Below are 13,187 nucleotides of genomic sequence, written 5' to 3'. Positions count from 1 at the left end.
TCAAGAAAAAACACGCATGAGAAAAAACATGTTAGCCAGCCAACGAAAGCAGCAGATCCTGGCGATTCTCGCCCGGGATAAACAGGTCCACTCCACCGAGCTCAGCCAGCAGTTTCAGGTTTCGGAAGACTCTATCCGCCGCGACCTCAGGGAGCTTGCCGCCGCCGGATTACTCCAGCGCGTCCACGGCGGCGCGCTGCCGGTCTCTGCCGCCATTGCGCCATTTGAAGCAAGAAAAAACGTGCAAATAGACGCAAAGAAAACCATTGCCCAGAAAGCCGTTTCGCTGATTGGCGCAGGACAGGTCGTGATCATTGATGGCGGCACGACCACCACTGAAATGATCAAACTGCTGCCGCACGACTTGCACTTCACCGTTGTCACCCATAGCCCGAGCATTGCGGTTGGGCTGATTGATTACCCGGCGATTGAGGTGATTTTGCTGGGCGGCACACTGTTCAAGCACTCCGTCGTCACCACCGGTTCGGCCATGAGCGAAGCGGCCAGCCGCATTAACGCGGATCTGTTTTTTATGGGCGTGACCGGGGTACACCACCGCGCAGGCTTTACCACCGGCAGCTTTGAAGAGGCGGCCGTCAAGCGCCTGCTCAGCGAGCGGGCCTCGGAGACTATCGTGATGGCCTCGCAGGAGAAAATTAACGCCGCTTCCGCCTTTGCGATTGGCGGGCTGAATCTCGCCAGCACCCTGATTATCGACGGCGAACTGGATGCGCCGCTGACGACGGCCTTAGCCAGCAATGGCGTGTCGGTTATCGCGTAACGCGGCGCGAATGAGCTTAATCTTTGCGACGACGTTGACCCGGGGAAGGTGCGTATTTTCGCATAACAGGCTTTCGGATGACGCTTTTCTGCGCAGGGACGGCCGCAACCGCCCTGCTTTCGTGGAGATTGGCATCACGTTGTATTGAGGGCGGAACCATCCAACATTCCGCCATTCTGGCAATGACCGCAATTACCTTTTGGTGGCCTCTGCCAATCTTTGCCGATCGGAAGTGCTTATATTTCCGGCCAGATTATCCAGGTCCTGTTGGCTGAGTCGCGGCAAATAGGGCAGTAAGAAAATCGCGGTCGATAACCGACTATCCCCAGTGCCATCGAGCATACTGACTGCGTCATCCACGCTAATTTTGGCGGGTAAAACGGTGGCGAGCGCTTCTATCGTGCGATTACGGGTACTGTTCTTCGTCGTGCCTAGCAACGTCAAAATCGAGGCGTTATCCTGGGCTTTGGCAAGGCGCGGGACCAGAGAATAGACGCCGGTGTACCACGAATCATTCATGCCTCTTAACATGGATTCGGCATCGCTTCCCTTAAGGCCGGAGGCCAGGTGCGGCGCAACCGTTTCCAGGCCGCGTGAGCGAGAACTGTTTTGCGTACGACCCAACAGTTGCGCGCCTTCTGCCGCCGTAAGGTTATCGGGCAGTCTTGACGAAAGCGTAGACAGTGCAGAAGTCCAACTATCGTTAGTGTTTTCAAGCAGTTTCAGCGCGCCCGAAACCGTCAACGTATTCGCCAGCACCGGCTGCATCGCTTCAATGGTATTGTTGCGCGTGCTGCCATTGAGGGAAGTCAGCAGCATATTGAAACTGTCTTCCGGAAGCGGTTGGGGCAGTAAATTCACCAGCGTACGAATCGCACTGCTGCGGCTGTCGTTCATCGGCCTGAGAATTTTTTCAACAACGGCCATATCAAAAGGCGCCACGCCTTTCGGGGCCAGCGACTCAAGGACTCGCGCACGACTTGAAGACGCCGTGGTTCCCAGCAGCGCCAGAATCTCCTCGTCTTGAAGATTATCGGGTAACGCAGGATTCAGCGTTATCACGGTAGAGTCCCAGCTATCTCCGGTTAAATTCAGTAATTTCAGCGCGTCGGCGACGACAATAGGTTGCGCCGTGAAAGGCAGCAAACGCTCGATCAACCGGCTACGCTCACTGTTGCTGGTGCCGCTCAATAGCGACAGCATTTGTCCGGCGCTCATCTTCTGACTTTCTATGAGAGGGCTTTTTTGTAATGCCTCAACGCGGTCACTCGCACGCAGCTGTTTAGTACTCGCGACCAGTGCATCAATGCCCCCCGCAGGAGCACTCTCTTCAGGTGCAGCAGAGACCGCAGGCGCGACCTCTTTTTCAGGTGCCGTAGAAACCGCAGGCGCAGGCGGCGGAGTGACCTTTTTCGCTTCGTTTTTCGGCGGTTGTTCGACACTCGCTGGCGCGGGTTTAGCAACCGGAGGCGCTGCTTGCGGGGCCGGTATTGACTGCACGGTCTGCACCTGAGTCGCATCATCCTGTGAGGTAAAGACAAACACACCAGCGACCGCTAACAGCGCCACGGCACCGACGCCCATATAGACTTTGTTATTGGACTTCGACTTCAGTGGCGGCATAGACTGAGGCTTTTCAGCGCGAGGGGGAATTGTTGGGCCTTTTCCGCTCTTCGGTTGCGCCGGGGCCGGTTTATCGACCACGGTAGCAGGTTTCGCACTGGACACATTCAGCTTACTGGCGGCAATCTGGCGCAAAAGCGATTCCGCCAACCGGGCCATGGTCTCTTCATAGTTAGCGAATAAATCAAGGAACTGGGCGTTCGTCAGGCTATATTCCAGCGCATTACGCGGGACGACATCCTCAATCCGCACCGGAATCATCGGTTTGCTTTTGACGCTGGCAATGGCCATCTCACGCGGAATTTCTTTGGAGTTATTGGCGTGATCGCTAAACAACAACACCATCGCCGGGGCCGCTTCAAGCGCATCAACGATTGATTTCTGATAATCAGCGCCAGGCTCAATATCACGGGAACTGATCCAGCAAGCAACGCCGCGTTTTTCAAGGTCGTTAATCAGTCGATATGCCCAGTCCCGGTCACGGGAGGAGTGGCTAATAAAAATAGGTGATGACATGTCTATCTCTTTCCTGAAATCAAAATAAAGTCATAACGGCAATTTGCTTGAACTGGTGAAGATGAACCACTTATCCCTATCGTCTAACACGATATCAAGGAACGTCTTAACTTCATGGCGCAGCGCAGCATCATCAACCAGCAAGCGCTGCTCGTTAGCAACCAAACTTTGCGCGAAGTTATCCAGTAAACGTTTTGTTTGGTGACACTGCTGCGCGAGTTTTTCATATTCAGCAGTAGAGGCAATGCCGTGGCAACATGAGCCTAATGCCGGAAGAATGGCGGAAAGCGCAGAGAGCGCCGCGGAGTGAACAAAAAAATGTGCCAGACAGCAGACCAGCGTCAGAATGAAGCTCCATTTGGCAATGGCGTGAAGACGATGCTGGATAAAATGATATTCGCGTGCTTTTTGCGCATTATAAGCCTGCTGCCCGGCCAGCAGTACCTGCAAACGACGCAGCATCGTTTCAGCGCAAGGCATCGTGGCGGCCAGTATGGACTCAGGGATCTGATACTTATCGATCACATTATCTGGCTTAAGCCATACGATCGCATCCTGATAACGCAAGATTTCACTTATAGTACGATGCCGCTGCCAGTGACCCCGCCAGTCCTGAAAAAGGACACGACCAGGCTTATTATCTTTATTCGCCATTCCAGAGACATAAATGGTGATGATCAACGCAATCGCGAAAAGCTCAAGTAATACAAATATAAAGCCATAATGATGGATCGCCCCTTCCCCTAACATTCCAGAAATAGGGATAACAGCGAATACCACTGCGAGGAACCCCAGGGTATAACTCAGCAGAACGCCGCCACGGAATAAGCAACTGTAATGATGTGACCGCTCCTCATGCCAGCTCAGATCGTGCCACTCTTCGGTATTGAGAGTAGGGTCTTTCTCCTCATGAGCCTCTTCCTGATGAGCATCTTCCTGTGGTTTGCTGTGTTTCTTTAAATAAGCGTTATGCCGAATTGAAATATGTTTAAGCGCAAAATGCAAAGGGTTCATTTATCCTGTACCACGTCCAAAGATATTAATTTACGTTTAGCTGTCGTATTTCTTTTGCCTAATGCCTGAAAATAACGATATTGTTCTTCATTGACTGAAGTTTTCAACGAAGTGAAATCCTGAAACAGCTGTGTAATCTGCGCGGTACCGCCCATCCCCCGAGCCGGTTGACCATCCCATGCGGAGAAAAGCACATCAGACTGATTTGTAATGTAAACACCTACGCTAAGGTATTGAAAGTTACGGCCTGGAGCATCTGGTTGCACATCGTTCTCGGTGAGCCAGGGGCAGCGGGGCAGCGTAAAAACAGTTTGCGCCTTTTCCAGCAGCATTTGAAATTCTCCGAGGGTATCAGGAAAATCACATTCATAATTCTGTTGCACAAGGGGAAGCGGCACGCTGTAAGGGATACCTAACTGAACTAACACCCGGGCAAAAATACGGTCCGCACCTTCTGCAAGTGGCGTTAATCCACATACCTCGTTACCGCTCGCAAGTAATATCTCACCCTGGCGTAATAGCATTTGAAATAGATTATCAGGGTGCAATATGCGCCGATGGCCGGTAATTCCCCAAACTGACATTTTCTCAGCGGACATACGGTGCCCCTTGTCTTAATTAGGTCATTCCCATAACAGATTACAGGATGCCTTTGGCATTACAAGTGCCAAAGTCAATAGTTTTTATCTGAATTATGACGTGTTATGCCTCGTCACGGACTGAGGTTTCCACGCCGCACGGATAATATTGCGCTTCACCGTTCTGCGCCCAAACGCATCATAGCCGTACTGCCACACCTCACCGTCCGGCGTCCTCACCTCACGAAGACGGTCAAAATCATCCCAGCGATAGCGCCATTCCTGCAGGCGAAAGCCGCGTTTTTGTTCCGTGAGTCGGATAACACGCCCGCAGATATCGTATTCGTACCGACTGTCTCCCACCTGCGTCACGCACTCGTTGCGGTAGTCGTGCTGTGAGAGAATCCCGTTTATCCGGCTTTCTGCAATTTGCTCATTAATGGTGTAGCGGTAGCGTTCTTCCTCCACCGGGCCGTCTGCGTTCACCCGCAGCACGTTTGTTATCTGGTCGCGACTATCATAGCGGTAGCGGGTTTCCCGCTCCTTGCGCGTTTTCGACCACGCCTCATGCCCTGTCAGGCGACCCGATTTATCCCACGCGTAGCGGTGAAGATTACAGGCGGGTGTATGTGCTGATGGCGAATAATAACGAAGTACGGGAGTTGCGCGAGCAGTTTTATCAGGCTAAACAGATGGTCAAGGAGATTAAGGACGTACTGGTTTAGTGGATTGAACAATACTTGAATAGTAAAAATCAGCCTTCATAGAAGGCTGCATTGATTACGCCCTAGAAGGGCGTACCAAAACCCTTAAAAAGAAGTCTCTGCCAATTCAGTAAGATTTAAATCCAAAGACAATAAGGCATAGCCAAAACCAGTTGATGACCACGCCCACAGGATGTGGTTTTCAGTTGGAAATAAAAAAGTCGGGGAGATTTAATATCTCCCCGGCTTTTCAGGTACTATTTTAGTTTATGATAAATATCAACATCATACTCGTTATCACTTATAGTAATTACTCTATCAGGCGATTCAAATATTAGTGATACATCATACGTATTATTTAATATAAATATGCTAACTAAAAATAAGTGAAAATCATTCCCGCGAATAAATATTCCGCATCTGCCATCATAAACAAGCCAACAAAAAAATGCTCGCCTATATTCAATAAGGAAGTTACAGAATCAATTAATTTGTCTTCCGCTACAGGTTTTTTAAAGCAAACCCTCTCATTCTTGTTATCAATAGCATTGGCCATTTTCAACTCACCTCTATGCCATAAAAAAGCATCTTTTTCCAACAAAGAGATAGAGAATGATTCAAGTCCTTCAAGATTATCAGAAAAGTTCCTTGCTCTAAGCAGGAGTAATTTACCTTCAACTTTAGTAATCATAATAAATATGGCAATCATTGGTTGAAGGATTATTTATATTTTGGTATCTATCATTTTTAAAATCATAGGTTCTGGGGTCTGCGCCAGGTTTAGATTGCCCTGTATGAGTATGTGGTCATGGTGCCCTCGGGCATCTGTATATTCATAACATCGTCCATGTGAACCAAGACCTTCCGAGTATTTATAATTCGTTTGTCCTCTTCTCATTGGATTATTACCAACCGTCCATTGCCTATTCGGCTGTTGAGAACGAGGAATACCAGCAAGATATTTTGCTTCGTTTAAAGCCTGACGCCGATTAACCCCACCACATTTAAGACCTAAAGGTTCGATCCACGAGAGAGGATTTGGTACATACTGGTAGAGGTTTATTCCCCCCGCCAGTCCTATCGGATCAGGCGAAACATATTGCCCGTCTTTGCATCATAGTACCGGAACCGGTTATGGTGTAATCCGGATTTCTCATCCTCGTACTAATCCGGAAGCGCAGGTAATAGGCGAGGTGTTTTCTTCGATCAGGCTTTCTTCCCGACCCCAGAGTTACGGCTTGCCATTCCAGACAATTTGACCATTTTATAAAAATGGGGTGATGAACCTACCCCAGTGTTTTATTATAATGCAACTGGATACAATTTAATCTTATTAGGTGTTGTAAAAAATAAAACATAGCCATCTATAATGGAAGTTAGCGACACTTCAATGAAAATCACATCTCCATCTAGTGAAATTGTTAATATTCCATCTTTTTCACATGACAATACCTTCGCAGTAAAAAAGACCTTATCATCAACTGTTTCAATACTAATATTGCTTTCATTTACATAATGTATATTCACCCCCCACTGGAACGAATCGTCTATGTCCAACTCAGATTCATAACAAAATTCCGGAGGCGATTCGTCACCACACCAAATTGCAACACCATTCCCTATGTGGGAGCGAAATTTAACAAATGAGCCATTAAATTCAGTTAAAGTTATATTTTTCATTTTAAAAAAGGTACCCTTACGACACTATTATCGACATTCATTACATTATTGACAGGGTCATATGTCCAAGTTTCTTCATGATAATGATGTTTGGTTGGTCCACTATTCATTTCATGATTACCGTAACGAATACTTCGCATACCATCCGCTGAAACTATTCTGTCTGGATCAGGAAGTCCTGTCCTTGGATGGATATTTGTATGCGGGCTAGGACCGAGGAACTCATCCCATCGATCTACCGCATCTTTGGGTTTTACCGGTTTTGGAGCATAAGTCTCATTATGATACCCTTGACCTGTATTTTCATTTGGGCCAGTTTTACACAGCCCCAATGGATCGATCCAGCTTAACGGATTCGGAACGTAACTATAAAGATTTAACCCCCCTATTAGCCCTATCGGGTCCGCACTCAGATACCGCCCCGTTCCCGCATCATAGTACCGATGCAGATTGTACCACAACCCGCTCTCTTCATCCTCCCACTGACCCATAAAACCCGCATCGCAGCCTTCACGCCCGTTACCCGATGCGTCGTTTGCTGCTGCCACTCCCCACAGGCTGCGCTGCCGCGTCCACACCTTCCGACCATTTGCGCTGTACATCTCCTGCGGCGCACCGTCCGGTCCCCCAAGGATGGGGTAAAAGTGGCTGCGCTCGTCGTTCGCCGCCCTCGCTTCCTTCGCCAGCAGCTCAAAACCCTCCCGGTAGTGCCACTGCTCACGCCGTGCCGGACTCCCGTCCGCATAGCGTTTCTCGCTCGCCGACAGCGCCATCCCCTGCCACTGATACTGTACTTCACTGATGCCGTGCTGATGCAGTTTCCACGCCGCACGGATAATATTGCGCTTCACCGTTCTGCGCCCAAACGCATCATAGCCGTACTGCCACACCTCACCGTCCGGCGTCCTCACTTCACGAAGACGGTCAAAATCATCCCAGCGATAGCGCCATTCCTGCAGGCGAAAGCCGCGTTTTTGTTCCGTGCGGCGGATAACACGCCCGCAGATATCGTATTCGTACCGACTGTCTCCCACCTGCGTCACGCACTCGTTGCGGTAGTCGTGCTGTGAGAGAATCCCGTTTATCCGGCTTTCTGCAATTTGCTCATTAATGGTGTAGCGGTAGCGTTCTTCCTCCACCGGGCCGTCTGCGTTCACCCGCAGCACGTTCGTTATCTGGTCGCGACTATCATAGCGGTAGCGGGTTTCCCGCTCCTTGCGCGTTTTCGACCACGCCTCATGCCCTGTCAGGCGACCCGATTTATCCCACGCGTAGCGGTGCTCACCCAGCGGTCGCCACGACGCCACGCTGTCATGACTTCCCGACAGTCGTTCTGCACCCGACCATGTGCGGGCGGGTGCATCGTGCTGATGGCAGACGGTAACGAGCAGCTTTATCAGGCTAAACAGGTGGTTAAGGGGATTAAGGATGTGCTTGTTTAGTAGACTGAACGAGGGTTAAATAATAAAAAAGCCGGGAAGATTTGAGGATCCTTCCGGCTTTTATTTATCTCAAGTTTTATTCTTGATTTCTTTTATCCATTCATTAAATTCTTTTACTAAATAAGGATCTTTATTTACTGATAATATCTCTTCTAGATATCGACAAGTATCTTTATTACCCATATCAATCACGTATAAAGCAATAGAATCAACAATGTCATTTTCAAACGAATCAATAGCCACGCAATATATATTTATTAAATCCCTCAGGCCACCATTAACATCTGCTTCAAACTTATTTAAAGCTTCATTATATTGATGTCGGATATCCATATAACCTCACATTAATTATACGGGAAGCGTCCCGGAGACATCGGAATGTGAACATCAGCGTTATGATTCGGATTAGTTCCTCGGTCAGAAACTCCACCTGTGGCAGTATGCCTGCCAGCCACGTCTCGTGGGCGATAATTTCCATTAGAGACACTGGATGTTGGGACTGTTTCAATATGAACATGAGGTACAGCATCAGCATAGTTTGAAGGTGAACGAGGATTCGCCGGATCAATTCTCACGGCAACAGTATTTCCATCTGGTAAGCCTTTTGTCCAAACTTCCCCCCCACTATGTGCTTGCACCGACGAATAACCTCGATTACGTAAAGTCTGACGTATTTGTCCAGGCGTTCTATTTGTGAAATTAGGTAATCCAGATATTTCTTCCTGTATATTTTGGGCACTTCTGAACCGCCCGTCACTCCCCCTTAATCCACAAGTAGAAAGACCTAGCGGATCAATATAATTTAATGGATTAGGCGCATACTGATAGAGATTTAACCCGCCTCTCAGCCCTATCGGGTCCGCACTCAGATACCGCCCCGTTCCCGCATCATAGTACCTATGCAGATTGTACCACAACCCGCTCTCTTCATCCTCCCACTGACCCATAAAACCCGCATCGCAGCCTTCACGCCCGTTACCCGATGCGCCGTTTGCTGCAGCCACTCCCCACAGGCTGCGCTGCCGCGTCCACACCTTCTGACCGTTCGCGCTGTACATCTCCTGCGGCGCACCATCCGGCCCCCCAAGGATGGGGTAAAAGTGGCTGCGCTCGTCGTTCGCCGCCCTCGCTTCCTTCGCCAGCAGCTCAAAATCCTCCCGGTAGTGCCACTGCTCACGCCGTGCCGGACTCCCGTCCGCATAGCGTTTCTCGCTCGCCGACAGCGCCATCCCCTGCCACTGATACTGTACTTCACTGATGCCGTGCTGATGCAGTTTCCACGCCGCACGGATAATATTGCGCTTCACCGTTCTGCGCCCAAACGCATCATAGCCGTACTGCCACACCTCACCGTCCGGCGTCCTCACTTCACGAAGACGGTCAAAATCATCCCAGCGATAGCGCCATTCCTGCAGGCGAAAGCCGCGTTTTTGTTCCGTGCGGCGGATAACACGCCCGCAGATATCGTATTCGTACCGACTGTCTCCCATCTGCGTCACGCACTCGTTGCGGTAGTCGTGCTGTGAGAGAATCCCGTTTATCCGGCTTTCTGCAATTTGCTCATTAATGGTGTAGCGGTAGCGTTCTTCCTCCACCGGGCCGTCTGCGTTCATCCGCAGCACGTTCGTTATCTGGTCGCGACTGTCATAGCGGTAGCGGGTTTCCCGCTCCTTGTGCGTTTTCGACCACGCCTCATGCCCTGTCAGGCGACCCGATTTATCCCACGCGTAGCGGTGCTCACCCAGCGGTCGCCACGACGCCACGCTGTCATGACTTCCCGACAGTCGTTCTGCACCCGACCATGTGCGATGGTGAAGATTACAGAGGGGTGCCTGACCATCATCGCTGACAACAACGAGATGCAGGAGTTGCACGAGCAGCTTTATCAGGCTAAACAAGTGGTTAAGGGGATTAAAGACGCGCTGATTTAACATACCAACAGGGGAGGACATTCCCTCTGTTTATGAGGTTATAAATGTCTCAATATATGGTTAAGCTCAATAATAAAAACATGGCAGGCATCATCCTCGTTTGAATAATATTTGGGATCGCTTCGTTGTCCCCGCTCACTATAAAATATGATCCATGTTTCATTTTCTTTTATTAAACTTAAGGATTCATTTTTTACATCAAACACTGAGTAACTATCTTTCGGATAACTATTACTAATCAGAAAATTAACAAGAGATCGACTATCCACATTTAGAACCTTTGACTTTTTTCAAGTGACCTGAATCAAGATAACTTTGAACGGAGTTATCTAATTTATATTGTGTTCCCATTCCCATCTCGCCAAACCACGGGGCGATTTTACTCTTGGAAATGTTTTCTATTGGTTTCATAACCTTATAAACAGTGTACGGTGATTCATTTGTTCCTAGAGGCAGGACTCCCATTGAATATGGTGTATTAACGGGAGAAAGGTATTTTCCTCTGGGATATCCATATCTATCAATTTACATACTTGGCTTCAGTGTTACATTTTCCACATTTCCAAATGCACCATTATTAGGTGGCCAGTAAGTCACAGGTAGATTACTTAATCCTAATGGATCTATCCATGTAAGTGGATTCGGACTGTAACTATAGAGGTTTAATCCCCCTGCCAACCCTATCGGGTTAGAGTGACAAATCTACCCACTCGCCGAAACACACTAGCAGTTTTGTTCGTACCTTTCTGAAACTTTGTCGTCGTAATAAATTAATATTGTTACACTCTATTATTTAGCTAGCCAAATAAAACTATTTTTCTATTTAATTATAAAGTTAAACATAAAAACACAGTATGATTATCAAAGTTGACTACATTATCATCACTACGAAAAAGCTTACATTTAACAGTAATATGTAATTGGTTAGACAGGCTTTATCCTAGATATTTCTCACATTCGCTTGATATATTTTCATTCCCACCCCTAGTTCAAACTCTCTAGTTTGATTAACCCCTTACTATCGTTTATAAAAACATTAAAGTTTTTATTTTTTGAGCAATAACGTAAAAAATCTTGGGCCGAATTATTATCAGCATTAAGCGAAATACATCCAAAGCCGACATCATCATGAGGGTATATAGCCAAATTCAGTGATGGGTTAATATAAAAACATACTTGACCAATCACTCCTGCATAACACATCATCAATTTTGAAATATCTACAAAGTCACTTCTGGCAAAACTGAAATTAAGGGCATCTGCTGATAGAACAGAGTCACCATAGAGATAGTTCTCATAATTCTCGGTCATTGGCAAGAGTAACCTCTTACTTTTCATTTTTTCATACAGAGAATTATATTTCCTTATCACTTCCTCATCATTTTCTCTCTGATCATCATAAGACAGGGCGGTAAGAACTATTATGTTTTCATCTTTTCCTTTAAAAAAATCATCAAATAAAGATATTGCTTCTTCAATTAATAAAAATGAAAATTTTTTATTTCTTTCAAAGTATCCCACCCAGTTTTCTGAGGTACTGAACCCACTGAAATTAATATCATTTAATGAAAAACTATTTGTCAACTTTAATGACTTTTCCATCACTCATGCCTATAGTTATTTTATGCCTTGGTTTCGGTTCAGCTTTACCTATACCTACCTTCCACTCGCCTTGCTTATCACTATGAGATGTATTGCTTTTACTCCAGACTTCATCTGTATGTTTATTCTTGTAATTACCACCTTTGACTTTTACAAAATCTTCAGGATGAGATGATGGAGTCCTGAGAATATCTCCTATTTCAGCACTATTCACCTTCTTCCTGGGATTATCCAAGTGACATTTTGCAAGACCTAATGGATCGATCCAACTTAATGGATTCGGCGCATAAGCATATAAGTTCAGCCTGCCCCTAAGCCCTATAGGATCGAGATAGGGAATTTACCTCAATCGAGTGTCATACTATCAGTTCAGTTTGTACACTATTTGAAATAGTCACGTCATGGTCGTTTTTACGCTTGCATTATTAGACTAATTCAGTCTATCTGACAACTATCATAAAGTCATTAGCGTTCACCATGCATTTAAACTATCTATTGAACCAACTTCTTGTGTTTTAATGTTATTACCTTTACAATATTCTATCGCTTTATCCCATATTTCATCATTAAATAAAATTAAAGTCTGCCCTGCCATTGGTGTAAAAATAAAGTTAAATAAAAAATCAAATTCATTATTTATGATTTCGTTTACTACACCTACTTCTATTTTGTTGTCACTATAGAGTTCAAATAACAACGGTTTCTCAGTGTGAGTCTCTTCAGGTAACCCTCTGTTAATTTTTAATTTATTTTTTAAAATTAATTTATTATATTCATTTATTTGCCTACAGATTCCCACTTTGTTATTTCCATAAAAATAGACACCTCGTTTATCAATCTTTGAACAAAGATCTAGTTTATTTTCATTCTTATCAAAAAATACAATATTAGGAAATAAAGAAGACAATAACTTATCAGACGCTATAGTAGAAAACCCATATGGGCCAAAACCATTATCGTCGATATCATATTGATAGCAAACACAATAAGTTGATGATGGTAATTCTTTTGTGAAACCACTTGCTTTAAGCATCCATTCAGATATGGGAAACTTAATCAATTTTTCATTTGCGTTAATCACCATGTAAAAATGACCTCATTACCCTTAGGATCTATTGCATGTATATGACCGCCCGAATGATGTTCAGGAATTCCTGACTGACCGGCGTCAGGATGACCATCAGGGTGTTCAAACCACTGATTTTTCCCATTGGGGTTACGTCGACCTAATGATTGTCCGCCTTCGGCTTTCATTTTTCCCCAGTTAACGTCACGACTGCTTGGATTTAAATCATCCAGACCAATATTTTCACCAC

General features: G+C 46.4%; 14 protein-coding genes and 2 pseudogenes. 1 reads left to right on the top strand and 15 read right to left on the bottom strand.

All coding sequences use genetic code 11. The features are described 5' to 3' along the window. Positions 1–28 precede the first annotated feature (28 nt). The gene (locus tag AB2B48_RS22710) at positions 29–781 is read left to right on the top strand and encodes a DeoR/GlpR family DNA-binding transcription regulator (RefSeq protein ID WP_368300321.1); all 753 of its coding nucleotides are present in this window, start codon (positions 29–31) and stop codon (positions 779–781) included. A gap of 192 nt (positions 782–973) precedes the next feature. Here AB2B48_RS22710 and AB2B48_RS22705 read toward each other — a convergent pair whose 3' ends face one another. From AB2B48_RS22705 to AB2B48_RS22635, 15 genes and pseudogenes are all read right to left on the bottom strand, one after another. Next, positions 974–2,920: a toll/interleukin-1 receptor domain-containing protein gene (locus AB2B48_RS22705; RefSeq protein ID WP_368300320.1), complete on the bottom strand. Its 1,947-nt coding sequence runs from the start codon at positions 2,918–2,920 to the stop codon at positions 974–976. A 30-nt stretch (positions 2,921–2,950) separates the two neighbouring features. Then, on the bottom strand, positions 2,951–3,934 hold the full coding sequence (locus AB2B48_RS22700; RefSeq protein WP_368300319.1) for a hypothetical protein: 984 nt from the start codon (positions 3,932–3,934) through the stop codon (positions 2,951–2,953). Next, a complete protein-coding gene (locus AB2B48_RS22695; RefSeq protein ID WP_126851095.1) occupies positions 3,931–4,533 on the bottom strand; it encodes a hypothetical protein in 603 nt (200 codons plus the stop codon). Before AB2B48_RS22695 ends, AB2B48_RS22700 begins: the two co-directional genes overlap by 4 nt. Before the next feature lie 93 nt (positions 4,534–4,626). Further along, positions 4,627–4,998 (bottom strand): hypothetical protein, encoded by a 372-nt coding sequence (locus tag AB2B48_RS22690; protein ID WP_368300317.1) that lies wholly within the window; start codon positions 4,996–4,998, stop codon positions 4,627–4,629. A gap of 594 nt (positions 4,999–5,592) precedes the next feature. Then, positions 5,593–5,907 carry a hypothetical protein gene (locus tag AB2B48_RS22685; protein WP_368300315.1) on the bottom strand — a complete coding sequence of 105 codons (315 nt, stop codon included), beginning with the start codon at positions 5,905–5,907 and terminating at the stop codon, positions 5,593–5,595. 33 nt (positions 5,908–5,940) lie between these two features. After that, a complete protein-coding gene (locus AB2B48_RS22680) occupies positions 5,941–6,279 on the bottom strand; it encodes a hypothetical protein (RefSeq protein ID WP_368301996.1) in 339 nt (112 codons plus the stop codon). A 239-nt stretch (positions 6,280–6,518) separates the two neighbouring features. After that, a complete protein-coding gene (locus AB2B48_RS22675; RefSeq protein WP_368300313.1) occupies positions 6,519–6,896 on the bottom strand; it encodes a hypothetical protein in 378 nt (125 codons plus the stop codon). 323 nt (positions 6,897–7,219) lie between these two features. Then, positions 7,220–8,236 (bottom strand): annotated as a pseudogene (locus AB2B48_RS22670) (RHS repeat domain-containing protein); the annotation flags it as partial. 171 nt (positions 8,237–8,407) lie between these two features. Further along, positions 8,408–8,671 carry a hypothetical protein gene (locus AB2B48_RS22665; protein ID WP_368300311.1) on the bottom strand — a complete coding sequence of 88 codons (264 nt, stop codon included), beginning with the start codon at positions 8,669–8,671 and terminating at the stop codon, positions 8,408–8,410. An 11-nt stretch (positions 8,672–8,682) separates the two neighbouring features. Continuing rightward, positions 8,683–10,272, bottom strand: a complete 1,590-nt coding sequence (locus AB2B48_RS22660; protein ID WP_368300309.1) for an RHS repeat domain-containing protein — start codon at positions 10,270–10,272, stop codon at positions 8,683–8,685. 258 nt (positions 10,273–10,530) lie between these two features. Continuing rightward, positions 10,531–10,734 (bottom strand): TNT domain-containing protein, encoded by a 204-nt coding sequence (locus AB2B48_RS22655; protein ID WP_368300307.1) that lies wholly within the window; start codon positions 10,732–10,734, stop codon positions 10,531–10,533. 519 nt (positions 10,735–11,253) lie between these two features. Beyond that, the gene (locus AB2B48_RS22650) at positions 11,254–11,871 is read right to left on the bottom strand and encodes a hypothetical protein (protein ID WP_368300306.1); all 618 of its coding nucleotides are present in this window, start codon (positions 11,869–11,871) and stop codon (positions 11,254–11,256) included. Further along, the gene (locus AB2B48_RS22645) at positions 11,843–12,085 is read right to left on the bottom strand and encodes a hypothetical protein (protein WP_368300305.1); all 243 of its coding nucleotides are present in this window, start codon (positions 12,083–12,085) and stop codon (positions 11,843–11,845) included. Before AB2B48_RS22645 ends, AB2B48_RS22650 begins: the two co-directional genes overlap by 29 nt. Before the next feature lie 33 nt (positions 12,086–12,118). Beyond that, a pseudogene (locus tag AB2B48_RS22640) lies at positions 12,119–12,199 on the bottom strand (RHS repeat-associated core domain-containing protein); the annotation flags it as partial. A gap of 144 nt (positions 12,200–12,343) precedes the next feature. After that, positions 12,344–12,955 (bottom strand): hypothetical protein, encoded by a 612-nt coding sequence (locus tag AB2B48_RS22635; protein ID WP_368300303.1) that lies wholly within the window; start codon positions 12,953–12,955, stop codon positions 12,344–12,346. Between the last annotated feature and the right edge of the window lie 232 nt (positions 12,956–13,187).

The organism is Kluyvera sichuanensis (assembly GCF_040930405.1).
In the GTDB taxonomy this organism is placed as follows: domain Bacteria; phylum Pseudomonadota; class Gammaproteobacteria; order Enterobacterales; family Enterobacteriaceae; genus Kluyvera; species Kluyvera sichuanensis.
Note: the sequence above shows the minus strand (reverse complement) of the source record. Positions and strands in the feature narration are given on the sequence as shown.

Coding starts and splice junctions, on each gene's coding strand:
- AB2B48_RS22655 (WP_368300307.1), bottom strand. CDS start 10,734: ATGGGAGTCCTGCCTCTAGGAACAAATGAATCACCGTACACTGTTTAT.
- AB2B48_RS22660 (WP_368300309.1), bottom strand. CDS start 10,272: ATGTTAAATCAGCGCGTCTTTAATCCCCTTAACCACTTGTTTAGCCTG.
- AB2B48_RS22695 (WP_126851095.1), bottom strand. CDS start 4,533: ATGTCCGCTGAGAAAATGTCAGTTTGGGGAATTACCGGCCATCGGCGC.
- AB2B48_RS22650 (WP_368300306.1), bottom strand. CDS start 11,871: ATGGAAAAGTCATTAAAGTTGACAAATAGTTTTTCATTAAATGATATT.
- AB2B48_RS22665 (WP_368300311.1), bottom strand. CDS start 8,671: ATGGATATCCGACATCAATATAATGAAGCTTTAAATAAGTTTGAAGCA.
- AB2B48_RS22705 (WP_368300320.1), bottom strand. CDS start 2,920: ATGTCATCACCTATTTTTATTAGCCACTCCTCCCGTGACCGGGACTGG.
- AB2B48_RS22710 (WP_368300321.1), top strand. CDS start 29: ATGTTAGCCAGCCAACGAAAGCAGCAGATCCTGGCGATTCTCGCCCGG.
- AB2B48_RS22700 (WP_368300319.1), bottom strand. CDS start 3,934: ATGAACCCTTTGCATTTTGCGCTTAAACATATTTCAATTCGGCATAAC.
- AB2B48_RS22685 (WP_368300315.1), bottom strand. CDS start 5,907: ATGATTACTAAAGTTGAAGGTAAATTACTCCTGCTTAGAGCAAGGAAC.
- AB2B48_RS22675 (WP_368300313.1), bottom strand. CDS start 6,896: ATGAAAAATATAACTTTAACTGAATTTAATGGCTCATTTGTTAAATTT.
- AB2B48_RS22635 (WP_368300303.1), bottom strand. CDS start 12,955: ATGGTGATTAACGCAAATGAAAAATTGATTAAGTTTCCCATATCTGAA.